The sequence below is a fragment of the Nocardioides sp. P5_E3 genome (genome assembly GCF_054049275.1).
The window spans coordinates 92,722-116,230 of sequence record NZ_JBFUMR010000006.1; the positions used below are offsets into that span (position 1 = coordinate 92,722).

16 protein-coding genes are annotated in these 23,509 nt (G+C 73.5%); 4 read left to right on the top strand and 12 right to left on the bottom strand.

The window, feature by feature from the left end; translation table 11 throughout:
* Positions 1–223: 223 nt before the first annotated feature.
* Positions 224–1,465: a SpoIID/LytB domain-containing protein gene (locus ACXJKB_RS05240; protein WP_457186092.1), complete on the top strand. Its 1,242-nt coding sequence runs from the start codon at positions 224–226 to the stop codon at positions 1,463–1,465.
* Positions 1,462–2,406 (top strand): SGNH/GDSL hydrolase family protein, encoded by a 945-nt coding sequence (locus ACXJKB_RS05245; protein ID WP_457186094.1) that lies wholly within the window; start codon positions 1,462–1,464, stop codon positions 2,404–2,406. The genes ACXJKB_RS05240 and ACXJKB_RS05245 overlap by 4 nt, the downstream gene beginning before the upstream one ends.
* Here the strand turns inward: ACXJKB_RS05245 and ACXJKB_RS05250 are convergent.
* Both ACXJKB_RS05250 and ACXJKB_RS05255 read right to left on the bottom strand, forming a co-directional pair.
* Positions 2,393–5,797 carry a pyruvate carboxylase gene (locus tag ACXJKB_RS05250; RefSeq protein ID WP_457186096.1) on the bottom strand — a complete coding sequence of 1,135 codons (3,405 nt, stop codon included), beginning with the start codon at positions 5,795–5,797 and terminating at the stop codon, positions 2,393–2,395. The two genes, ACXJKB_RS05245 and ACXJKB_RS05250, sit on opposite strands and share 14 nt — an antisense overlap.
* A 76-nt stretch (positions 5,798–5,873) precedes the next feature.
* Positions 5,874–6,812: an NAD-dependent epimerase/dehydratase family protein gene (locus ACXJKB_RS05255; RefSeq protein WP_457186098.1), complete on the bottom strand. Its 939-nt coding sequence runs from the start codon at positions 6,810–6,812 to the stop codon at positions 5,874–5,876.
* Between the two features lie 126 nt (positions 6,813–6,938).
* Here ACXJKB_RS05255 and ACXJKB_RS05260 point away from each other — a divergent pair, with 126 nt between their 5' ends.
* On the top strand, positions 6,939–7,667 hold the full coding sequence (locus tag ACXJKB_RS05260) for a TetR/AcrR family transcriptional regulator (RefSeq protein WP_457186100.1): 729 nt from the start codon (positions 6,939–6,941) through the stop codon (positions 7,665–7,667).
* Position 7,668: 1 nt separating this feature from the next.
* Here ACXJKB_RS05260 and ACXJKB_RS05265 read toward each other — a convergent pair whose 3' ends face one another.
* From ACXJKB_RS05265 to ACXJKB_RS05305, 9 genes are all read right to left on the bottom strand, one after another.
* The gene (locus ACXJKB_RS05265) at positions 7,669–9,375 is read right to left on the bottom strand and encodes an FAD-binding dehydrogenase (RefSeq protein WP_457186102.1); all 1,707 of its coding nucleotides are present in this window, start codon (positions 9,373–9,375) and stop codon (positions 7,669–7,671) included.
* Entirely contained in the window at positions 9,372–10,007 is a 636-nt protein-coding gene (locus ACXJKB_RS05270; protein ID WP_457186104.1) for a TetR/AcrR family transcriptional regulator, read from the bottom strand. The genes ACXJKB_RS05265 and ACXJKB_RS05270 overlap by 4 nt, the downstream gene beginning before the upstream one ends.
* A 44-nt stretch (positions 10,008–10,051) precedes the next feature.
* Positions 10,052–11,992 (bottom strand): hypothetical protein, encoded by a 1,941-nt coding sequence (locus ACXJKB_RS05275; RefSeq protein ID WP_457186106.1) that lies wholly within the window; start codon positions 11,990–11,992, stop codon positions 10,052–10,054.
* Positions 11,993–12,086: 94 nt separating this feature from the next.
* A complete protein-coding gene (locus ACXJKB_RS05280; RefSeq protein WP_457186107.1) occupies positions 12,087–13,868 on the bottom strand; it encodes an acetyl/propionyl/methylcrotonyl-CoA carboxylase subunit alpha in 1,782 nt (593 codons plus the stop codon).
* Positions 13,869–13,936: 68 nt separating this feature from the next.
* Positions 13,937–16,597 (bottom strand): AMP-binding protein, encoded by a 2,661-nt coding sequence (locus ACXJKB_RS05285; RefSeq protein WP_457186109.1) that lies wholly within the window; start codon positions 16,595–16,597, stop codon positions 13,937–13,939.
* Positions 16,594–17,658 (bottom strand): ABC transporter ATP-binding protein, encoded by a 1,065-nt coding sequence (locus ACXJKB_RS05290; protein WP_457186111.1) that lies wholly within the window; start codon positions 17,656–17,658, stop codon positions 16,594–16,596. The genes ACXJKB_RS05285 and ACXJKB_RS05290 overlap by 4 nt, the downstream gene beginning before the upstream one ends.
* Before the next feature lie 61 nt (positions 17,659–17,719).
* Positions 17,720–19,195, bottom strand: a complete 1,476-nt coding sequence (locus tag ACXJKB_RS05295; RefSeq protein ID WP_457186113.1) for an ABC transporter permease — start codon at positions 19,193–19,195, stop codon at positions 17,720–17,722.
* A 77-nt stretch (positions 19,196–19,272) separates the two neighbouring features.
* On the bottom strand, positions 19,273–20,301 hold the full coding sequence (locus ACXJKB_RS05300) for an iron ABC transporter substrate-binding protein (RefSeq protein ID WP_457186115.1): 1,029 nt from the start codon (positions 20,299–20,301) through the stop codon (positions 19,273–19,275).
* Positions 20,302–20,375: 74 nt separating this feature from the next.
* Complete coding sequence (locus ACXJKB_RS05305) at positions 20,376–21,476, bottom strand: class I SAM-dependent methyltransferase (protein ID WP_457186117.1); 1,101 nt, start codon at positions 21,474–21,476, stop codon at positions 20,376–20,378.
* Positions 21,477–21,558: 82 nt separating this feature from the next.
* Between ACXJKB_RS05305 and ACXJKB_RS05310 the strand changes: the two genes are divergently transcribed.
* On the top strand, positions 21,559–22,473 hold the full coding sequence (locus ACXJKB_RS05310; protein WP_457186120.1) for a LysR family transcriptional regulator: 915 nt from the start codon (positions 21,559–21,561) through the stop codon (positions 22,471–22,473).
* Between the two features lie 66 nt (positions 22,474–22,539).
* On the opposite strand, the gene ACXJKB_RS05315 is transcribed toward ACXJKB_RS05310, so the two are convergent.
* On the bottom strand, positions 22,540–23,454 hold the full coding sequence (locus ACXJKB_RS05315) for an LLM class flavin-dependent oxidoreductase (protein WP_457186122.1): 915 nt from the start codon (positions 23,452–23,454) through the stop codon (positions 22,540–22,542).
* Positions 23,455–23,509: the final 55 nt, after the last annotated feature.

The window sequence follows — 23,509 nt, forward strand, 5'->3', positions numbered from 1 at the left end:
GGCGGGCTGGAGCGATCGGTGCGCCGCTCGTGTGGCGTGACGCTACGCACGCCCGACGCGCCGGACGATGGAGGCGATCTCCACTGTGGGACGTCGAGCACGGAGACAGTCCCCAGCCTCGAGCGCCGACGCCGCAGCGCCCGGATCCGCAGTCCGGGCCCCCGGACGCCCGGACCGCCTGTAACCTCGGAGGTTCGTCGTCCGTTCTCGGGGGAGAGACCACATGATGACCCGTTCCCGCCTGCTGCCGATCGCGCTCGCCGCGAGTGCGCTGCTGCTCCCTGCCCTGCCGGCGTCGGCGACCGAGGCGTCGGGGGCCGAGCCGCGCCAGAAGGTCGAGGCCTGGACCGTCCCCGGCAGCAGCGCGATCACCATCACCGGCCACGGCTTCGGCCACGGCAACGGCATGTCGCAGTACGGCGCGCTGGGCGCGGCCCAGCAGGGCCTGACCTGGCAGCAGATCAACGAGTTCTACTACCCCGGCACCATCTGGGGAGCGGTCCGCGGCAAGCTCCGCGTGCTCATCACCGCCGACACCGGGCGCGACGTGCAGGTCGCGGCCGAGCGCGGGCTCAAGGTCGGCAAGGTGGGTCGCTCGCGCACCTGGCGCGTGCCGTCCAACAACGCGCGCAAGTGGCGCCTCGTCGCCGCCGGCCGCGACACCGCCGTCCAGTGGACGAAGGGCGGCTCGTGGCGCACCTGGAAGAAGGTCCGCGGCGAGGCGGAGTTCAGCGCCGCCGACGGCCGCCTGACCCTCGTGCTGCCCGGCGCCCGACGCGACTACCGCGGCACCCTGCAGTCCGTGGCCCCGCGCCTGGGCGGCAAGCGCCAGACCGTCAACCGGGTCGGCATGGAGGCCTACCTGCGCGGCGTCGTGCCGCAGGAGGTCCCCGCGCTGTGGACCCCGGCCGCGGTCAGCGCCCAGTCGGTCGCGGCGCGAACCTACGCGGCGTTCGAGCGCTCGCACCCCAACGCCTCCCACTACGACCTCTGCGACACCACGCAGTGCCAGGTCTACGGCGGAGCGGACGTCGAGCACCCGGCGGCGACCGCGGCCATCAAGGCCACGGCCGGGCAGGGTCTCTACTACGACGGACGACCGGCGTTCACGCAGTTCTCCGCCAGCAACGGCGGGTTCTCCTCGGCCGGCTCCATGCCCTACCTCGTGGCGCAGCCCGACCCCTACGACGGCCTGGTCAACCCGACCTACTCCACGTGGACCACCACCATCGACGACACGCAGGTCGAGAAGCACTGGCCCGACCTGGGTGACCTCACCGGCATCGAGGTCGTCACGCGCGACGGCAACGGCGAGTGGGGCGGACGCGTCACCGACATGGCGTTCGTCTTCACCGGTGGCCGGGCCACGCTGAGCGGCGACGACGCCCGCTCCTACCTCGGCCTCTACTCCGACTGGTTCACGTTCAGCGTCATCCCGCGACAGAAGGGCCCCGCGCGCCCGTGACCCGACGACTCAGGCTGGCGGCAGCATTCGCCGCCCTCGCTCTCGCCGCGTCCGCCTGCGAGTCCGGCCAGGCGGCCGGCGACGGCGACGCCGACCTGCCCGACCCCGTCGTCGACACCGAGGTGACGACCCGGATCGACTACGTCGCGATGGGCGACTCGTTCTCGGCCGGCCCGTTCATCGGCACGATGCGGACCGACCCGCAGGGCTGTGCGCGCTCCAAGGACAACTACCCGGCGTTCCTGGCCGACTGGCTCGACGTCGCCAGCTACACCGACGTGACCTGCTCGGCCGCCACGACCCGGGATCTCCACGCGCCGATGGTGATGTTCGACGGCAACACCACCGGGCCGCAGGTCGACGCGCTGTCCGCCGAGACCGACCTCGTCACCCTCGGCATCGGCGGCAACGACTTCGGCATCTACGACTCGCTCATCCAGTGCCAGCGCGGACCGGCGGTCGCCTGCCCGGTCGACCAGCTGCGCGCCGACACCGGCAAGGTCGCCGGCCGGGTCAAGGAGGCTGTCCGGCGCATCGCGAAGGTCGCCCCCGACGCCGAGGTCCTCGTCGTCGGCTACCCCGACATCCTGCCCACCGAGGGCACCTGCCGCGCCGTCGGCGTCCCGGCCGAGGTGCTGGCGCCGGTGACCGAGGTCGCCGACATGCTCAACGCCTCGATCCGCCGCGGCGCCCGGGCGGCAGGAGCGTCGTACGTCGACATGGCCGCGGTCTCCGACGGCCACGACGTCTGCGCCAAGGGCCGGGCGTGGGTCAACGGCCCGCGGTTCCGCGTAGGCATCGCGGCGCCGTTCCACCCGAAGATCAACGGCATGCGAGCCGTCGCCACCGAGGTGTTCCGGCAGGTGACGGGGGAGGACCCCGAGGAGATCACCGAGTACGCCGAGCCCGACCCCGACGTGGTCGTCCTCAACGAGGGCTGATCACCAGCACCAGGTCGCCACCCTCGGCGGCCTTCGTGGACGGCATCGCGAGCCGCTGGACCGTGCCCGCGACCGGGGCGGTGATCGAGGCCTCCATCTTCATCGCCTCGATGGTCGCGACGGTCTGGCCGGCCTCGACGGAGTCACCCTCGGCGACGGTCACGGTGACCGCGCCGTCGTAGGGCGCGGCGACATGACCGCTGATCGACGGGTCGGCCTTCTCGGCGGACGCGACGTCGGCGGAGATGCTGCGGTCGCGCACCTGCACCGGACGCAGCTGGCCGTCCACGGTCGCCATCACGTTGCGGAAGCCGCGCTCGTCGGGCTCGCTGATCGCCTCGAGCCCGAAGATCATCTCGCGGCCCTCGCGGACGCGGACCTGGTGCTCCTCGCCACGACGCAAGCCGTAGAGGTAGTCGATCGTCGAGACGCCTGACAGGTCGCCGTACTTCTCCCGCGACTCGTGGAAGGCGGCCGTCGGACCGGGGAAGAGCAGCTCGTTGAGCGTCGCGCGGCGCTCGGCCGCCTCGGGGGACGCCAGGCTGGCCTGCTGCTCGGCGGTCAGGGTCTCAGCCGGCTGCTTCCAGGTCTTCCCAACCAACGCCTTGCTGCGGAACGGCTCGGGCCAGCCGCCGGGCGGGTCGCCCAGCTCGCCGTTGAGGAAGCCGATCACGGAGTCCGGGACGTCGTACGACGCCGGGTCCGCCTCGAACTCGGCAGGGTCGGCCTTGGCGGCGACGAGCGCGAGCGCGAGGTCGCCGACGACCTTGGACGACGGGGTCACCTTCACGACGTTGCCGAGGATGTCGTTGGCCGCGGCGTACATGTCCTCGACCTGCTCGAACCTCTCGCCCAGGCCGAGCGCGATCGCCTGCTGGCGCAGGTTGGAGAGCTGGCCGCCGGGGATCTCGTGGCGGTAGACCCGACCGGTGGGCGCGGGCAGGCCCGACTCGAACGGCGCGTAGACGCGTCGGACGGCCTCCCAGTAGGGCTCCATCGCGTTGACCGCGGCGAGCGAGAGCCCGGTCTCGCGCGCGGAGTGGTCGGTCGCGGAGACGAGCGCGGAGAGCGCGGGCTGCGAGGTTCCGCCGGCCATCGAGGCGGAGGCGGCGTCGACGGCGTCGACCCCGGCGTCGATCGCCGCGAGCAGCGTGGCGAGCTGGCCGCCGGGGGTGTCGTGGGTGTGCAGGTGGACCGGCAGGTCGAAGCGCTCGCGCAGTGCCGTCACCAGCGTGCGGGCTGCGGGGGCGCGGAGCAGGCCGGCCATGTCCTTGATCGCCAGCACGTGCGCGCCGGCCTCGACGATCTGGTCGGCGAGGCGGAGGTAGTAGTCGAGCGTGTAGAGCTTCTCGCCCGGCGAGGACAGGTCGCCGGTGTAGCAGAGCGCGACCTCGGCGACCGACGTGCCGGTCGCGCGGACGGCGTCGATGGCCGGGCGCATCTGGGAGACGTCGTTGAGGGCGTCGAAGACGCGGAAGACGTCGATGCCGGTCTCGGCGGCCTCCTGGACGAAGGCCTCGGTGACCTCGGAGGGGTACGGCGTGTAGCCGACGGTGTTGCGGCCACGGAGCAGCATCTGGAGGCCGATGTTGGGGATCGCCTCGCGCAGGGCGGCGAGCCGCTCCCACGGGTCCTCGTTGAGGAAGCGGAGGGCCACGTCGTACGTCGCCCCGCCCCAGCACTCGACCGACCACATCTGCGGCGTCGTACGGGCCACGTGGTCGGCCACGGCGAGGAGGTCGCGGGTGCGCACGCGGGTCGCGAGCAGYGACTGGTGGGCGTCGCGGAACGTCGTGTCGGTGACGGCGACGGTCTTCGCCGCGCGCAGCCGACGGGCGAACTCCTCCGGGCCGATCTCGCGCAACAGCTGGCGGGTGCCGTCGGGCACCGGCTGCGAGCGGTCGAGCCGGGGAAGCTTGCTGACCGGCGACACCGAGACCGGCGCGGTGCCGTGGGGCTGGTTCACGGTGACGTCGGCGAGGAAGTCGAGCAGGCGGGTGGCGCGGTCGCCGCCGAACTGCGCCTTGAGCAGCTGCGGGTGGTCCTCGATGAACGAGGTCGTCACGCCGCCGGCCGCGAAGTCGGGGTCGGCGAGCACGGCCTGGAGGAAGCCGACGTTGGTCGAGACGCCGCGGATGCGGAACTCCAGGAGAGCGCGGCGGGCCTTCTGCACGGCTGCCTCGAAGGAGCGGCCGCGACAGGTGAGCTTGGCGAGCATCGAGTCGAAGTGCGGGCTGATCTCGGCGCCGGTGTAGGTCGTACCGCCGTCGAGGCGCACGCCCGGGCCACCGGGGGAGCGGTACATCGTGATCCGGCCGGTGTCGGGGCGGAAGCCGTTGGCGGGGTCCTCGGTGGTGATCCGGCACTGCAGCGCGAAGCCGCGCGGGGCGACGGAGTCCTGGGTGAGCTCGAGGTCAGCGAGGGTCGCGCCGGCCGCGATGCGCATCTGCGACTGCACGAGGTCCACACCGGTGACCTCCTCGGTCACGGTGTGCTCGACCTGGATGCGCGGGTTCATCTCGATGAAGACGTAGTGGCCCGACGGGTCGAGGAGGAACTCGACGGTGCCGGCGTTCTTGTAGCTGATCTCGCGGGCGAAGCGGACGGCGTCGGCACAGATGCGGTCGCGGAGCTCGGGGTCGAGGTTCGGCGCGGGGGCGATCTCGACGACCTTCTGGTGGCGGCGCTGGACCGAGCAGTCGCGCTCGTAGAGGTGGATGACCCCGTCCTCGGAGCCGGTGCCGTCGGAGAGGATCTGCACCTCGATGTGGCGGGGGTCCACCACGGCCTGCTCGATGAAGACGGTCGGGTCGCCGAAGGCGCCCTCGGCCTCACGCATGCAGGTCTCGATCGCCTCGCGCAGGTCGGCCCGGTCGTCGACGCGACGCATGCCGCGCCCACCACCGCCGGCGACGGCCTTCACGAAGAGGGGTGCCTCGATCGACTCGGCGGCCTTCACGAGCACGTCGACGTCGGTCGACGGCGGGACGGACTCGAGCACGGGTACGCCGGCGGCCTTGGCCGCGGCGATCGCGCGCGCCTTGTTGCCGGTGAGGGTGAGCACCTCGGCGCTCGGACCGATGAAGGTGATGCCCGCGGCGGCGCATGCCTCGGCGAGGGCGGGGTTCTCCGAGAGGAAGCCGTAGCCGGGGTAGATCGCGTCCGCGCCGCAGCGGATCGCGACGTCGACGATGGCCTGCGGGTCGAGGTAGGCGCGGACGGGGTGGCCCTCCTCGCCGATCTGGTAGGCCTCCTCGGCCTTCATCCGGTGCTCGGACCCGCGGTCCTCGTGCGGGAAGACGGCCACCGTGCGCACGCCGATCTCGCGCGCTGCACGGAAGGCCCGGACTGCGATCTCGCCACGGTTGGCGACGAGCACCTTGGAGAACATGGGGCGCACGCTATCGAGAGACGTGTGTGACCTGGGTTACCCGTCCGTACGCCGGTCGGCCCGCGGCCCCTGCTCGTCAGGCGGCCTCCGCCTCCTGGGCGCGCCACCACGCCACCGTCCGGGCCAGGCCGTCGGCCAGCGGGGTGGGTCCGAACCCGAGCCGTTCCTCGCTGGCGGACGAGTCCATGACGAAGGGCTTCGCGAACATGTAGCCGGTCTCGGCCATCTCCTTCATCTGCCGTGAGACCAGGCCGACCGCGCCGAGCACGGGCACCGGGATCGAGGACACCTTGGGGGCGCGCACGCCGCCCGCCTCGGCGACCAGCTCCACGAGCCGCCGCTGGGTGACYGGTGCGGCGGTGGGGGCGTGGAGGAACGAGTTCCACAGGTCCGGGCGAGCGGCTGCGCCGATCATCGCGGCGGCCAGGTCGGGGACGTAGGTGAAGGAGTGCGGCTGGTCGGGGCTGCCGACCACGCGCATCGTGCGCCCGGCCAGGACGGTCGGCACCATGCGCTCGCCGGCGTGGGCGTTGCGCACCAGCGGGCCGTAGAAGTCGGAGGCGGCCACGCTGACGGTCGGGGTGGCGGAGGCGTCGCGCTGGGCGAGCAGCCCGGTGCGGACCCCGAGCTTGCCGGTGGTGGCGGTGCGCGGCGTCGACTCGGTGATCGTGCCGTCGACCGGGCCGTAGGAGTAGAGGCTCTCGGGGAACACCACGACCGCCCCGACCCGACCGGCCGCATCGAGGACGGCCCGCTCGGCCTGCGGCAGCTCGGCGCGCCAGACGCGGGCGTCGTACGCCGACCCGTGGATGCAGTGGTGGACCGCGACCGCCCCCTCCAGGGCCTCGGCCAGCGCGTCGGGCCGGGAGACGTCGACACGACGGCGGTCGATGAGCGGGTGCACCGGCCCGCTGCCCGATCGGGTCAGCAGGCGGACCTGCTCGCCCGAGTCGGCGAGCTGCTGGGCGACGGTCGAGCCGACGGGGCCGGCTCCGGTGACGACGTGGACGGACATGGGAGCTCCTGAGGTTTTGGGAGAGCGGTGCTCTCGGTTCGACCATCATGGCTCGCCTCTCGGCAGAAGACAAGAGCAGTGCTCACATGTGGCATCACTGCTCGCCACCTGTGCTTGGATGGGCAGATGGCCGACACCTCCGCCGAGACCCCCGCGAACCTCTCTCCGCGCGCCCGGGCGCGCGTCCAGACGATGCGCGACATCGTCCGGATCGGCCGCGAGCACCTCGCGACCGAGGGAGCGGCGGCCCTGTCGCTGCGCGCCGTCGCCCGCGACCTCGGGCTGGTGTCGTCGRCGGTCTACCGCTACGTCGCGAGYCGCGACGAGCTGCTGACCCTGCTCGTGGTCGACGGCTACGACGAGCTCGGCGACGCCGTCGACGCGGCCCTGGAGCCGGTCGACCCCGACGACCACGTGGGCCGGGTCGTCGCGATCGCCCGTGCCACCCGCGCGTGGGCGCTGGCCGAGCCGGCGACGTACGCCCTGCTCTTCGGCAGTCCGGTGCCCGGCTACGAGGCGCCGGCCGAGCAGACCACGGGCCCCGGCACACGCGTCGTCGGACGTCTGGTCGAGGTGTGGGAGGACGCCTGGCAGGCGGGCGCGATCTCGCTGGACGAGGCGCCGCTGGCCCCGCGCCGGCTGTCGCGCGACCTGGCCCGGATCCGCAAGCAGGTGGGCATCGCCGCCCCCGACCGTCTCGTCGCCCGCGGACTCTTCGCCTGGGCGGCGCTCTTCGGGTGCGTGTCGTTCGAGGTGTTCGGGCAGTACGGTGCCGACACCTTCGGCGACCCCCGCGACCTCTTCGAGCACCACGTCGCGGCGCTCGTCGAGGCGGTCGGGCTCACGCCGTCCTGAGTCAGCGCGCGAGCGCCCGCCCGACGGCGCGGCCGGAGAAGATGCAGCCACCGAGGAAGGTCCCCTCGAGCGCGTTGTAGCCGTGCACGCCGCCGCCGCCGAACCCTGCGACCTCGCCCGCGGCGTACAAGCCCGGGACGCGGGTGCCGTCGGCGGCCACGCACTGACCGTCGAGGTCGGTCTCGAGCCCGCCGAGCGTCTTGCGCGACAGGATGTTGAGGCGGACGGCGATCAGCGGGCCGTGTGCCGGGTCGAGGACCTTGTGCGGCTTCGCGACGCGGATCAGCTTGTCGGTGCGGCTGCGGCGCGCGTTGTGGATCGCCATCACCTGGATGTCCTTGGTGAAGGCGTTGTCGACCTCGCGGTCGCGCGCGACGATGTGCCGCTCGAGGTCGTCGAGGTCGAGCTCCGGTCCGCGGGCGAGCTCGTTCATCCCGGTCACCAGCTCGGCGAGGGTGTCGGCCACGACGAAGTCGACGCCGTGCTCCTTGAACGCCTCGACCGGGCCGGGTGCGCCCTTCGCGAGCCGGCTCTGGGCGAGGAACTTCAGGTCCTTGCCGGTGATGTCGGGGTTCTGCTCGGAGCCGGAGAGGGCGAACTCCTTCTCGATGATCGACTGGGTGAGCACGAACCACGAGTAGTCGTGACCGACGCTCAGGATCTGCTTCATCGCGCCGATCGAGTCGGCGCCGGGGACGCCCGACATGCCCTCGAGCCGCCGGCCGGTGGCGTCGAACCACATCGACGACGGGCCGGGCAGGATCCGGATGGCGTGGTCGGGCCACACCGGGTCCCAGTTGTGGATGCCCTCGACGTAGGCCCACATCCGGTCCTTGTTGACCATCGTCGCGCCGGCGTCCTCGGCGATGCCCTGCATTCGTCCGTCGACGTGGGCGGGCACGCCGGAGATGAGGTGCTCGGGCGCGGCGCCGACGCGCTCGGTGGGCCAGTTGCGCCGCATCAGCTCGTGGTTGTGGCCGATGCCGCCACTCGTCACGACGACAGCGGCGGCGCGGTGCTCGAAGGTGCCGGCCGCCTCGCGGCTCGACTTCACGCCCCGCTCGGCGTCGTCGTCGGCCAGCACGGTGCCGCGCACGCCCACGACCGCGCCGTCCTCGACGACCAGCTCGTCGACCTGGTGACGGAACGCGAGGCGTACCAGCCCCTGCGCCTCGGCGCGTTCGACGGGCTCGGCGAAGATCCGCACCACCTCGGGGCCGGTGCCCCACGTCAGGTGGAAGCGGGGGACGGAGTTGCCGTGCCCGGTGGCGCGGCCGTCGCCGCGCTCGGCCCAACCGACGAAGGGGAGCGACTTGAGGCCGAGGTCGTGGAGGTAGGCGCGCTTCTCCCGGTGGGCGAAGTCGACGTAGGCCTTCGCCCACTGCCGTGGCCAGAAGTCCTCGCCGCGGCCGGGGCCGTCGGTGCCGTCGCCGAGGCGGTCGAACTGGGCCGAGCCCTGCCAGTCCTGCCAGGCCAGCTCGGGGGAGTCCTTGATGCCCATCCGGCGCTGCTCGGGGCTGTCCACGAACAGCAGCCCGCCCAGGGACCACCAGGCCTGGCCGCCGAGGTTGTCGCGGTTCTCCTGGTCGAGCACGAGGACGCGCTTGCCGGCGAGGGCCAGCTCGTGCGTCGCGACCAGGCCGGCGAGGCCGGCACCGACCACGATGACGTCGGGGGTGAAGCCGTCGGTGGGGGTGGGCTCGGTCATCGGGACTCCTGCTCGGGGTAGCGGTGGACGATCAGCTCGGCGAGCAGGCGCAGGGCCCGCTCGGCGGTGCGGCCGGGGGCGGCCGCGGGGTCGGGGTCGAGGGCGGAGAAGGCGAGTCCGTCGAGCATGTTGACCACGATGCCGAGGACGGCCGGGAGGTCGTCGGCGGAGAGGCGGTCGGCCCACAGGTCGGCGGCGACGTCGAGCATCTGCGCGTGCAGCACCTCGCGCGCCGGCAGCAGCGCCTCGCGGAGGCCGGCGTCGGCGCGGGCGGCGACGAGGAGCTCGCGCCAGGTCTGGTTGGTGGGGGAGAGCACCGCCGCGCGCAGGTGGGTGAGCACGTCCGCGACGTCGTCGATGGTCCCGACCGCCGCACCCTCGGTCGTGGCGCGGAACGCCGCGACGTTGCGGGTCGCCACGTGCTCCGCGGTCGCGACCAGCAGCGCCTGCCGGGTCGGGAAGTGCCGGAAGAGCGCGCCCTGGCTCACGCCCGCCTCCGCGCAGACCGCGGCGGTCGAGGTGGCGGCGTAGCCCCGCTCCGTCAGGCAGGTCACCGTGGCCTCGAGCAGCGCGCTGATCGTGCCCTCGCGACGCTGCGCCTGGGTACGACGCGGGGCGGAGGTGGTGCTCACCGCTCCAGTGTTACATAAAAAGTGAGCGCTTGCTATCTAACTGGTCACGGGCGCACCCGGACCGGCGGGGACACGACGGCCGGGCCGTCCGTCCGGGCCACGAGCCGGTAGCGGACCGCGCCCCGACGCGGGGCGTCCACGACGAAGCGGACGCGACCGGACGGGGAGAAGCGCTTGGTCGCCACCGTGGACCACCCGCGGTCGGTGCGCCGCTGGAGCAGCGCCCGCTCGCCGGCGGCCCAGGTGCCGGAGCGCCCTGTCAGCAGTACGCCGCGCCGGTCGACGCGCGTGGCCTGCAGCGACACCGCGCGCAGGCTCGGCGCCGTCGGGCTGGGCTGGGTCGTCGGGGCCGGGGTCGGGGTGGGGCTCGGGGCTGTGGTCGGGGTGGGGCTGGCAGTCGACGTGGGAGTGGGCGTGGGCGTCGGTGTCGGGCTCGTCGTCGTCGGCGGAGGGGGCGGTGGCGGCGCCGTCGTGGTCGCCGGGATCGTGACCGTGCGGACGGGGCTCAGGTTGCCGGAGGTGTCCTCGGTGAAGACTGTGAGCGTGTAGGGCAGCCACGTCGGGAAGCCCGTCACGACCGTCGACGTGCGCCGGCCGTCGTACACCAGTCGGCCCTCCGTCACCGCGCTGGTGCCGCTCGCGCCGAGGATGACGGTGTCGACCCAGTCGGCGTCCGTCGGGTTGGTCCACGAGAGCGGCACCGACGCGCCCGCGGCGCCTGCGGCGAGGCCGGTGACCGGACCGGGCGCCGTCGTGTCCGGGACAGGGGCGGCCGGGTCGAGGGCCCGCCACGACAGCTCGCCCCGCAGCGCCGGGGTGGCGCCCTCGCAGTGCTGCTCGAAGGAGATCCGGAAGCCGGTCAGGATCCCGTTGTCGTACGTCGCCTCGTGGACGGTGAACTGCCCGGTCAGCGTGTTGCACCCGCGACCGCTGCCGCTGACGTCGAGCCCGGCGTTGCCGGAGTTGAAGGGGTAGCGCGTGGCTCCGGTGTAGGTCTTGCCGGGGAGCAGGATCTGGCCCTGGGGCGCCTGGAACCTGGCGCCCCACCAGTCGTCGCCGTAGTCGGCTCCCATCGAGGCGTAGGTCTCGGTGCCGCCGCCGCCCATGCGGGCGCCCGTCTGGGGCGTGTAGGTGTAGCTCCTGCCCTGGCTGATGTAGTCACCGGCGTCGCCGCTCATCTGCCAGCGGGTGCGGCCGCTCGTGCCGATGGCCGACAGGCTGATCTCGCGGAAGCCTCCCCGGCTGTCGGAGATCTCGAGCAGGCCGAGGCGGACGCCGGGCCTGCTGGCCGTCCACCCGACGTGCACGGTGCAGCTCGCGCCGGGAGCGAGCGAGGCGGAGCAGCCGTTGTTCACGATGCTGAAATCGGCGGCACCGGCCTTGATCGCGCTGGTGACGCTGGTCGCCGCGGCGCCGTTGTTGGTCACGCGGATCGGGACGGGGCGCACCGGGACACCCGGGTAGTCGGACGGGAACGCGAGGATCCCGGCCTCGACGCCGAGCGGGTCGCTGGCCTCGCCGTACCCCAGCCGGATCTCCCCGAACACCGCCGCGTCGCCGCCCTCGCAGTGCTGCTCGTAGACGATCCAGAGCCGATCGGGCGCAAGGTCGAGCACGGTGAAGAAGCCGGTCGAGGTGTTGCAGCCGCGGCCGTCGCCCGACACGTCGATCCCGGGCTCGCCGGGCTCCTGGAAGGGGTAGCGGGTGGCGCCCGGGTAGCGGGCGGGGGTGAGCGCGTAGCCGGCGGGCGCCGCGAAGTCGAAGGTGAAGGGACCGGCCGAGACGTGGGCGGTGGTCTCGCTGACCCGGTACGAGATGTTGCTGCGGTAGGTGCGGGCGATGCCCTGCCCGATGTAGTCACCGGACTCGCTGACCATGGTGACGTAGCCCGAGGCCGGGTCGGCGGCCGCGGGGGTGGAGCTCCCGGCGGCCAGCAGGCCGCCGAGGAGCGTCAGGAGGATGAGTCGTGCCGCGCATCGTGCCATCGCCGCCCCCGTGGACAGGGTCGGCGCCGTTGCCGACGCCGTCAGGCTAGGCCTGACGTGGCCGGCTGTCACCAGCCCTCAGGGGTGGAGGCGATCAGTCCTTGATCTCGCAGATCACGGCGCCGTTGGTGACGGTGGCGCCGACCTCGGCCTGCAGGCCGGTGACGGTGCCGGCCTTGTGGGCCTTGAGGGGCTGCTCCATCTTCATCGCCTCCATGACGACGATGGTGTCGCCCTCGGCGACCTCCTGGCCGTCGGTGACGACGACCTTGACGATCGTGCCCTGCATCGGGGAGGTCACGGCGTCGCCGGAGGCCTTCGCGCCGGCCTTCTTCGCCGACCGCTTGGCCTTCTTCGCGCCGCTCGTTGCTCCGCCTCCACCGAGGGACATTCCGCCGAGCCCGGCGGGCAGCACGACCTCGAGCCGGCGGCCGCCGACCTCGACGGTGACCTTCTGCCGCTCACCAGCCTCGTCGGCCTCGGCGGACTCGCCGGCGTACGGCTCGATCTGGTTGTCGAACTCGGTCTCGATCCACTGGGTGTAGACGGTGAACTCGCCGTCGCCGGTGGGCGTGGAGGCGCCGACGTAGGCGGGGTCGCGGACCACGGCGCGGTGGAACGGGATGACGGTGGGCATGCCGTCGACGACGAACTCGTCCAGGGCGCGGCGGGAGCGCTCGAGCGCCTGGGTGCGGTCGCGGCCGGTGACGATGAGCTTGGCGATGAGGGAGTCGAAGGACCCGGGGATGGTCTCGCCCTGGTCGTAACCGCCGTCCAGGCGAACACCAGGACCGGCCGGGGGGTGCCAGCGGGTGAGGGTGCCGGGGGCGGGCATGAAGTTGCGGCCGCCGTCCTCGGCGTTGATGCGGTACTCGATGGAGTGGCCGCGGATCTCCGGGTCGTCGTAGCCGAGCTCCTCGCCGGCGGCGATGCGGAACATCTCGCGGACGAGGTCGATGCCGGTGACCTCCTCGGAGACGCAGTGCTCGACCTGGAGGCGGGTGTTGACCTCGAGGAAGGAGATGGTGCCGTCCTGGGCGACGAGGAACTCGCACGTCCCGGCGCCGTGGTAGCCGGCCTCGGTGAGGATCCGCTTGGAGGAGGCGTAGAGCTCGGCGACCTGCTCGTCGGTGAGGAAGGGCGCGGGGGCCTCCTCGACGAGCTTCTGGTTGCGGCGCTGCAGCGAGCAGTCGCGGGTGGAGACGACGACGACGTTGCCGTGCTGGTCGGCGAGGCACTGGGTCTCGACGTGGCGGGGCTTGTCGAGGAACTTCTCGACCAGGCACTCGCCGCGGCCGAAGGCGGTGACGGCCTCGCGGACGGCGGACTCGTAGGCGTCGGGGATCTCCTCGAGCGTGCGGGCGACCTTGAGGCCGCGGCCGCCGCCGCCGAAGACGGCCTTGATCGCGACCGGCAGGCCGTTGGCCTTGGCGAACTCGACGACCTCCTGCGCATCTGTCACCGGGTCCTTGGTGCCCGGCGCGAGCGGGGCCTTCGCCTTGTCGGCGATGTGCTTGGCCCGGGCCTTGTCGCCCAGCGCCTCGATCGCGGCGGGCGGGGGACCGATCCAGATCAGCCCGGCGTCGATGACGGCCTGGGCGAACTCGGCGTTCTCGGCGAGGAACCCGTAGCCGGGGTGGATGCTGTCGGCGCCGGACTTCTCCGCGATCGCGATGATCTTGGCGATGTCGAGGTAGGACTCGGCCGGGGTGGCGCCACCGAGGGAGTGGGCCTCGTCGGCGAGGCGCACGAAGAGGGCGTCGCGGTCCGGGTCGGCGTAGACCGCGACCGACCCGATGCCGGCGTCCTTGCAGGCGCGGATGACGCGGACGGCGATCTCGCCGCGGTTGGCGATGAGGACCTTCTTCAGACTCACGCGACTACTCCTGGCGGTGACACTGGCTGGGTGGCGACGGGCAGCCGGAGGGCGTACCGCTCGGCAGGCTACCGCGACCCGAGCACGGCGCGACCGACTGCTTGGTGCACGGGTCGTACGACGTGCGCGTAGGCGATCCCCACTGTGAGCGACGCCACAAGCGCGAGCCACTGGTGACCTGCGTCCTCGAGGGCCGGGTAGACCTGCCAGTGCGTCAGGTAGATGAACAGGCTCGCCGTGGCCAGCACCCCCGCGACCCGCGCGAGCAGCGGCGTGACCGGCAGGTGCGGGCGCCACACGAGCAGCAGGAACCCGCCCACGACGATGACCTCGCGGTGCACCTCGCCGAAGAAGCCGACGACCAGCAGGAGGGCCAGGCCGGAGACGAGCAGGCGCTGCCGCGTGGTCGCGGCACGTGCGCCCGTCCAGCCGAGGGCGAAGAAGAACGCCACCACGAGCGTGGTGTAGCGCTCGGTCGGGCCGGCGCGGAGGCCCACCTCGGCGACGCGGGCGACGGTCGTCACGGCCAGCACGCCGAGCGCGAAGCGGAACGGCGTACGCCGCTCGAGGCGGTGCAGCACCGGGAGCGTGGTGACGGCCAGCGCGGCGGCGGTGAGCCACACGAGCGACTCGAGGAACCACAGCTGCCACTGGTCGTCCCACTCCGAGCCGTTGACCACCTCGCGGACGAACAGGACGGTCGTGAGGTCGTAGCTGCCGAGCACGAGCGCGACGCCACCGACCCACAGCACCGCCGGTACGACGAGCTGGGCCAGGCCGGCGAGGCCGTGCCGCAGCCGGGTGCGGGCGCCGCCGGGCGCAGAGAGCTGGAAGCGCGCGAAGTTGAAGCCGGCGAGGGCGAGGAGCAGGTGGGCGCCGCCCTCGAGGCCGACGAGGTCCACGTGGCTGGCGACGATGAGCAGGATCGCGAGCGCCCGCAGCGCGACCGTCGTGTCGAGGTACGTCGTGCGGCGCCGCGGGCGGTCGGCCCCCGTCGAGGCGCCGGTCGTCCCGTCGGTGTCCGGCCGGACGTCGGCGGTCGCCGCGAGGCGCTCGAGCTCCCTGATCCCGCGCACGTGCCACCCGGCGGGCAGTCCGTGCGGGAAGTGGTCGGCCAGCCGGGTCGCGAGCTCGACGTAGGACAGCGAGTCGCCGCCGAGCGAGACGAACGAGTCGGCGTCGGTCGCGTCGGGGCGGCCGAGCACGCGGACGACGTCGGCGCGGACGGTGCGGGCGTGGCGGTCGGGCGCGGCTGTCGTGCCCTCCTCCCGCTCGACCTCCCGCTCGACCTGTGTGGCGAGCTCGCCGAGCGCGGCGTAGTCGGGCTTGCCGCTGCTCGTGAGCGGCACCTGCGGCACGACGGTGACCCGCACCGCGTGCGGAGGTACGCCGCACCGGTCGGCGACGAGCGCGCGTGCGGCGGCGCTGCCGCGTCCGCTCGTGACGAAGGCGTGGACGGCGCGGCCCGTCGCGACCACCCGGGCGTGCCGGTCGACGTCGGCGCGCAGGCCCTGCTCGACGGCATCGAGGTCGATGCGCAGGCCGAACACCTTGCCCCAGCGGTTGCGTCGTCCCACCACCGCGAAGAGGCCGTGGCGCTCGCGGGCGAGGTCGCCGGTGCGCAGCTCGGTCGTCACGCGGGGGAGGGCGAGGTCGGCGGGCTCCTCGGCGTAGCCGAGCATCACGTTGGGGCCGGTGTAGACGAGCTCCCCGACGCCGGGCCGGTCGTCGACGGACTCGTCGAGGTGCAGGTGCCCGCCGGGGATCGCGACGCCGATGCTGTCGGGGTGGTCCTCGGCGAGGTCCGGCGGCAGCCACGCCATCCGGGCCGTGGCCTCGGTGGCGCCGTACATCACCACGAGGTCCCACCCGCGGCTGCGACCGGAGCGGCTCCAGCGGCGCACGTCCTCCGGCGCGAGCCGGCCGCCGGCCTGGGTGACCTGCCTCAGCGTCGGCAGGTCGCGGTCCTCGAAGCCGCTGGCGGCCAGCAGGTCGAAGGTGTGCGGCACCCCGGCGAGCCCGGTCACGCCGGTGCGGGCGAAGAGGTCCCAGAAGCAGGCGTCGACGACGCTCAGGTCGGTCAGCACGACGCTCGCGCCGACCGCGAGGTGGGAGTGCAGCACGGACAGGCCGTAGCAGTAGTGCAGCGGCAGGGTGGTGACCGCGCGGTCGGCAGGGGTGAGCGCGAGGTAGTCGGCGATGGCCGCGGCGTTGCTGGCGACGTTGTCGCGGGACAGCCGTACGAGCTTGGGCGAGCCGGTGGTGCCGGAGGTGCTCAGCAGCAGCGCGAGGTCGGGGTGCAGGTCGTGCGCGCTCGTGGGGCGGCGTACGTCGTCGCGCGCGCCGGGCGTGCAGACCACGTCCGGGTCGTAGGCCGCGACCGTCGCGTCACGCTGCGCAGGTCGGCCGTCGGGGACGACGAGGGCGACGTGGCCGTGCTGGAGCGCGGCGAGGTAGGCGACGAGCGAGCCGAGGTCGTTGGCGCCCTCGACCAGGACGAGCCGGCGGGCGGGGCCCCAGGTGGCCGCGCGGTCCGCGACGCGCCGGGCGAGGTCGGCGTGGGTGAGGACCTCTTCGCCGGCGAGCACGGCGGGAGCGGCGCCGAAGCGCGCGTGGTCGAGGACCGGGCCGACCGCCGGTGCGACCCTCCTGCCCAGGTCCGGCGCGGGGTGCAGGGGGTGCAGGGGGTGCAGCGGGTGCAGCGCGGGCTGGGGCGACGTGAGCGTCACGGCGTGTCCGTCGGGTGGTAGGCCCGGACCAGGCCGGTGACGCGCAGGTGGACGGTGTCGCCGGGGCCGGGGTGGCGCACGCCCGCCATCCGCGCGAGGACCGAGGTCCCGTCGTCGAGGCGGACCTGCACGGCGCAGTCGTGCCCGTAGTAGCTGACCTCCTCGACCGTGCCGCGCACGCCCTCGTCGTGCGCGAGGTCGACGAAGACCTGCTCGGGGCGGATCATCAGCGCGACCGGCCCGGTGGTCGGCTCGGTCAGCACGACCTCGCCCAGCGAGCAGGTCGCGCGGGCGTCGGTGGCGGTGCCGGGCAGCACGACGGCGCGGCCGACGAACTCGGCGACCTGCGGGTCGGTGGGGGAGAGGTAGACCTGGCTCGGCGTCGCCGACTGCACCAGCCGGCCGGCGCGCATCACGGCGACCTGGTCGGCGAGCGAGAGGGCCTCGTTCTGGTCGTGGGTGACCAGCAGGGCGGTGGTGTTCGTCGCCTCGAGGGCGCGGCGCACGGCCCGCGACGTGCTGCCGCGCAGGCTGGCGTCGAGGGAGGAGAACGGCTCGTCGAGGAGCACGACGGCGGGCTGCGGCGCGAGCGAGCGGGCCAGAGCCACGCGCTGCTGCTGGCCGCCCGACAGCTCGTCCGGGCGACGGTCGCGGAAGTCGGTGGGCAGCTCGACGAGGTCGAGCATCTCGGCGACGCGGTCGCGACCGTCCTGACCCCCGCGGGCGTCCCGCGGCAGGCCGAACGCGATGTTGGCGGCCACGTCGAGGTGCGGGAACAGCGCCCCCTCCTGGGGGACGTAGCCGACCCGCCGCGCCTGCGGCGCCACGGGGCGCACGCCCTCGCCGGCGACGGTCGTGTCGCCGAAGGCGATGCTGCCCGACTCGGGGAGCAGGAAGCCGGCGATGAGCCGCAGCAGGGTCGTCTTCCCGCAGCCGGACGGGCCGAGCACGGTCGTGAACGAGCCGTGCGGCACGTGGAGGGTGACGTCGTCGACGGCGCGGGTGGCCGAGGCCCCTGCGCCGAAGGACTTCGTGACGCCGGTGATCGTGAGCGAGCTCATGCGGGGTCCCCGCGGCGTTGTTCGGGGGAGCGAAGCGGAGGACAAGAACGTCGTGGGGTGTTCATACCGGAACCCTCTCCGTGCGGGTGGCGGGGCTGTCGGAGCGCATCAGCAGCACCGTGGCGGGGATCGAGACGAGCACCAGCAGCAGCGCGTAGGGGGCCGCGGCGCCGTAGCGGAGCTCGGAGGAGGCCGACCAGAACTCGGTGGCCAGCGTGTGGGTGCCGATCGGCGACAGCATGAGCGTCGCGGTGAGCTCGGTGGAGATCGCGAGGAAGACCAGCGCCGCGCCCGCGCCGAGGCTCGGCGCGATGAGCGGCAGGGTCACCCGGCGCGCGGTCGCGAGCGGGCCGGTGCCGAGGCTGTGCGCGACGTCGTCGAGCACGGTGGGCGCCTGCTCCAGCCCGGCTCGGACCGTCACCACGGCTCGCGGCAGGAAGAGGATGACGTACGCCGCGACGAGCAGGGCGGCGGTCTGGTAGATCGCCGGCACGAGGCGCAACGACGCCACGACGAGGGCGAGGCCGACGACGATGCCCGGCAGCGCGTTGGCGATGTACGTGCTGCGCTCGATCACGGTGCTCGCCCAGCCGCGGTGGCGCACGGCCAGCCAGACCACCGGGATCGCGGCGAGCGTCGTGACGACCGCTCCGGCGAGCGCGAGCGCGACCGTCGCGACGAGCGCCTCGGCCAGCTCGGCCATCGGGAACTCGGTCGACGTGCCGACGACCAGCCAGCGCAGCAGGGAGTAGGCGGGGATGCCGAGGGCGAGGACCACCACGGCCCCGACGACACCGAGGAGCGGCCAGCGCCACGGGCCGAGCGCGACGGGTACGGCGCTGCGGGCGGCGCCGCGGCCCAGCCGGGCGTACCTCCGGTTGCCGCGCAGGCGCAGCTCGGCGAGCAGCAGCACGAGGCAGAGCAGGACCAGGACGACGGCCATCGCGGTGGCCGCGGCGCCGTTGAAGGTCGAGCCGTACTGGTCGTAGATCGCGGTGGTGAAGGTCGGGAAGCGCAGCAGCGACAGCGCGCCGAACTCGGCGAGCAGGTGGAGCCCGACCAGCAGCGCGCCGCCGAGCAGGGCGGGGCGCAGCTGCGGGAGGACGACCGTGCGGAAGGTGCGGGCGCGGGAGTGGCCGAGCGACCAGGCCGACTCCTCGAGCGCCGGGTCGAGGCGGCGCAGCATCGCGACGACGGGGAGGTAGACCAGCGGGTAGTAGGAGAGCGTGACGACGGTGAAGGCGCCGGTGAACCCGTGGACGCTGCGGTCGAGCGAGACCCAGGCATAGCCGTTGACGAACGCGGGGACGGCGAGTGGTGCGACGAGCAGGCCGTGCCACAGGCGGCGTCCGGGCAGGTCGGTGCGCTCGACGAGGACGCCGAGCGAGACGCCGAGGGCGGCGGTGGCGGCCATGCACGCGATCGCCAGGGTGACGGTGTTGCGCAGCAGCTCGGCGATGCGCGGCCGGGCCAGGAGGTGCCAGAGGTCGACGGGGCCGATGATCACGACGTAGAAGGCCACGTAGGCAAGCGGCACCAGCGCCAGGACCGCGACCGCCGCCCCCGCGACCAGCAGTGGCCGCGGTGCGCGACGCCCGGTCTGGGCGTACGTGGTCAGAGGAGGCCTGCCGCGGTCATCAGCTCGGTCACCTGCGGACCGTTGAGGCTCGCCACGTCGACGGTGGGCGGCTCGAGCTCGTCGAACGGCTTGACCGCGGGGTCGAGCTTCGCGTCGGGGTTGAGCGGGTACTCCAGGGCGTACGACTCCGCCATCGCCTGCTGCGCGTCGGTGCTGGTCAGCCAGGTGACGAACTCCTCGGCGGCGTCCTTGTGCTCGCTGCTGTCGAGGATGCCGGCGCCGGAGATGCTGAGGAACGCACCGGGGTCCTGGTCGCCGAAGAAGTGCAGCGCCGAGCTGTCGGAGTCGCTGCCGTTCTCCTGGCGGTCGCGGTACCAGTAGTAGTGGTAGGCGATGCCGGCGTCGACCTCGCCGGAGTCCACTGACTGCATCACGACGAGGTTGTTCTGCACGATGACGCCGTTCTCCTCGAGGCCGGCGAGCCAGTCGGCCGTGGCCTGCTCGCCCTCGAGCTCGAGGACGGCGGACACGATCGCCTGGAAGTCGGCACCGGTCGGGGAGAAGGCCACGCGGCCCTTCCACTCGGGGTCGGCGAAGTCGAGGATCGAGTCGGGCATGTCGGCGTCGGTCATCGTGTCGGTGTTGTACATCGCGACGGTGGAGCGGGCCAGGAAGCCGGTCCACGCGCGGTCCGACGGGACGTACTCGTCGGGGATCGACGCCGTGGCGGCCTCGGGCAGCTCCGCGAACAGGCCGGCGTTGTCGACGATGCTCATCGCGGGCGAGTTCTCGGTGAGGAACACGTCGGCGGGGGAGTCCTTGCCCTCCTCGACGATCTGGTTGGCCATCTCGAGGTCCTTGCCGCTGCGCAGCTCGACGTCGAGACCGGACTGCTCCTCGAACATCGGCACGATCTCGTCGAGGAGCTCCTCGTGCTGGGCGTTGTAGACGACGAGGTCGGGCGACCCGAAGACGCCGCACCCGGACAGGGTGGAGGCCGTCAGGAGGGTCGCGGCCAGGGCCACGCTGGCGCGCTTGGTCGCGCGGCGGGGGGGAGTCGACACGAGGGGGCGTCCTTACTTTGCTTAGGCTGCCCTAACCCTAGACCCGGACCGTGGGGTGCGCGGAATCGCGTCCGTCACACCGCGACGCGGACCTCCATCACGCGGTGGAACGGCGTCTCGGCGGCACTGCGCAGCGAGCCGAAACCGGCCTGCTCGACCACCGCCCGGATCCGCGCCGGCCCAGCCTGCGTGCCGAGCGCCAGGCCCACCTCCTGCGAGAGCGAGGCCGGGGTGCAGAGCAGGGTCGAGAAGCCGTAGTAGGCACGGCCCACGGGCGTGAGGTTGTCCTCGACGTGGTCGCCGGCCATCGGCTCGACGACCATCCACACGCCGTCGTCGGCGAGCGCCGAGCGGACGTGGCGCGCGGCGCCGACCGGGTCGCCCATGTCGTGGAGCGAGTCGAAGGTCGCCACCAGGTCGAAGCCGGTGCCGCTGAACCCGGCCGCGTCGGCGACCTCGAAGCGGACCCGGTCCGCGACGCCGGCCTCCTCGGCCCTTCGGCGCGCGACGTCGATCGACGGGGCGTGCGGGTCGGAGCCGGCGAACCGGGACGCGGGGAACGCCGAGGCCATCAGGATGGTCGACGCGCCGTGCCCACAGCCCACGTCGGCGACGGCGGCACCGGCGCGCAGGCGGTCGGCGACCCCCACGGCCGGGAGCCAGGAGTCGACGAGGTGGGCGCGGTAGGACGGCCGGAAGAACCGCTCGCAGCCCTCGTGCACGTCGCCGCTGTGCTCCGGCCAGCCGATCCCGCCCCCGCGACGTACGGCGTCGACGAGGCGCTGGCTGTCGGCGACGGTGCCGAGGGCGATCTGGAAGAGGCCGGGGAGGTACGCCGGGCTGTCGGCGTCGGTGAGGGCCACGGCGTGCTCCGGCGGGAGGGTGTAGCGACCGGTCGTCGGGTCGTAGTCGACGAACGAGCCGGCGGCCTGCGCGTTGAGCCACTCGCGGGTGTAGGGCAGAGCGGTGCCGGCGGCATCGGCGAGTGCCTCGGCCGTCATCGGGCCGCGCTCGGCGAGCGCCTCGTACCAGCCGAGCTTGTCGCCCAGCACGACGAGCGCCGCGTTGAGGGTCGCGCCGACCTCGTCCACGGCGCGGAACACGAAGGACATCAGGCGCTGCTCGTCGAGAGGCTCCTCGAGCGGCTGCTGGCCGGGCTGGTCGGTGGTGGTCATGGCTGTCTCCTCGATGGGTGTGGACCGCCACGGTCGCCCGGATGTCCCATCAGTGGAGAGGCTGATTGCTATCGTCTGATAAGTGAGGCTGATAGCAGCGGGCCCGCGCCTTCAGGCCCTCGCCGCCGTCGAGGCGGCGGGATCGTTCTCCGGTGCCGCCGCGGCGCTGGGCGTCAGCCAGTCGGCGGTGAGCCAGCACGTGGCCGCGCTGGAGCGCCAGGTCGGGGCGGGCCTCGTGGACCGAGGGGCGCGGCCGGTGCAGCTGACTCCAGCCGGGCATGTGCTGGCCGAGCACGCCCGGGCCGTCGTCGCCCGCCTCGACGCCGCCGAGCGCGACCTCCTCGACGTCCTCGGCCGGCAGGAGCGGCGTCTGCGGCTCGGCAGCGTGCCGACCGCCCTCGCGTCGTTCGTGCCGGGCGCCATCGCCCGGCTGCGCGCGGAGCTCCCGGACGTCGTGCTGACCGTGGTCGACGACCACGTGCAGGGCCTGCTGCCGCGGCTGCGCGAGCGCGAGCTCGACCTGGCCGTGGTGTTCACCTCGACGTCCGCCCCGGACCAGGCGAGCGACCTCGAGGTCGTCCCGCTCTTCGACGACGCGTACCGGGTGGTGCTCCCCAGCGGACACCGGTTCGCGAGGGCCGACCGCGACCCGAGCCTGCGCGACCTTCGTGGCGAGACCTGGGTCGGCGGCGCCGGTGGCAGCACGTGGTTCCGCGTGGTCCGCGACGCCTGTCGGGCGCAGGGCTTCTCGCCCCGCGTGGGCGTGGTGTCGGACGACCACGTCGCCGTGCAGGCGTTGGTGGCCGCCGGCCTGGGCGTGGCCGTCGTACCCGGCCTCGCCGTGTCGGTGCGGGTCCGCGGCGTCACGACGCGCGACCTGCGGGGGCCGGGGCCGGTGCGACAGCTGGCGGTCGCCCTGCCCGCGAGCGACTACCGCACCCACGCGACGACCCGGATGACCGAGCTGCTCCGGCGCGCCACGCGGGCGCGGCGCTGACGGGTCGGTCGGCCTGGGTGCGCCCGCCGCTCGGTCCTTGCGGCCTGCCCTGGCGCGGCTCTCGGCTCAGACGAGCAACCGGGGGAGCACGTCGTCGACGAGGCGCTCGAGCTGGGCGATCTCGTCGCCGAGCGGCCAGACGTGGATCCGCGAGCAACCCGCCGCGGCGTACCGCCCCAGCAGGTCGGCGCAGTGCTCCGGGGTCCCGACGCACACTCGGACACGCAGCTCGCCCGGGTCGCGCCTGACGAGCGGCGCCAGCACGTCGACGAGCACCCGCTCCGCGTCGGCCGGGTCGTCGGTGACCCACGTCCACATCGTCGCCACCGCGGCGGGGAGGTCTGGGCGGTCGAGCCGGGCGCGCGCCTGCGCGAGTCGTCGGCGTCCTTCGGCGAACGCCTCCGGCGAGGTGTTGTACGCCGACGCGAGCCAGCCGTCGCCCCACCGGGCGACGCGCCGCAGTCCGGCCGGCGACCCCCAGCTGGCGACCCAGATCGGAACCGGCGCGGGTGGTTCGACCTGCCTGGAACCGTCGAGGATCTCGACCCACCTGGCCGGCAGCGATCCGCCGCCCAGCAGCCCGCGCAGGACGTGCAGCGACTCCTCGAACTGCGGCCAGCGGTCGTCGAACCGCACCCCGGCCGCGGCGTGGTCCGCCGCCGACGAGCCGGCCCCGACGCCGGCGACGACCCGGCCCGGCGCGAGGGTCGCCAGGGTCGTGAGCGCCGCGGCGAGCTGGGCGGGTCCGCGCAGCGAGGGCAGCGCGACCGTCGTGGCGAGGTCCATCCCGCCGGCGCGGTCCGCGACCGCGGCGAGGAGGGTCGGCCCGTCGAGCCACGGCCGGTGGAAGGTGAGATGGTCGTTGGCGCAGACCGCCGCCAGCCCGAGGTCGCGGGCGGCGTCGACCACGTCCCGCACGCGGCCCACGTCGGGACGGTCGCCGCTCGTCGCGACCTGCGGCAGGTGTGCGGCCACCTCCATCCCGCGAGCGTCCCACAGGAAGCGGTCCTGGGGGTTAGCGATCGCTAACCTCCGG

Coding starts and splice junctions, on each gene's coding strand:
- ACXJKB_RS05240 (WP_457186092.1), top strand. CDS start 224: ATGATGACCCGTTCCCGCCTGCTGCCGATCGCGCTCGCCGCGAGTGCG.
- ACXJKB_RS05265 (WP_457186102.1), bottom strand. CDS start 9,375: ATGACCGAGCCCACCCCCACCGACGGCTTCACCCCCGACGTCATCGTG.
- ACXJKB_RS05275 (WP_457186106.1), bottom strand. CDS start 11,992: ATGGCACGATGCGCGGCACGACTCATCCTCCTGACGCTCCTCGGCGGC.
- ACXJKB_RS05290 (WP_457186111.1), bottom strand. CDS start 17,658: ATGAGCTCGCTCACGATCACCGGCGTCACGAAGTCCTTCGGCGCAGGG.
- ACXJKB_RS05305 (WP_457186117.1), bottom strand. CDS start 21,476: ATGACCACCACCGACCAGCCCGGCCAGCAGCCGCTCGAGGAGCCTCTC.
- ACXJKB_RS05315 (WP_457186122.1), bottom strand. CDS start 23,454: ATGGAGGTGGCCGCACACCTGCCGCAGGTCGCGACGAGCGGCGACCGT.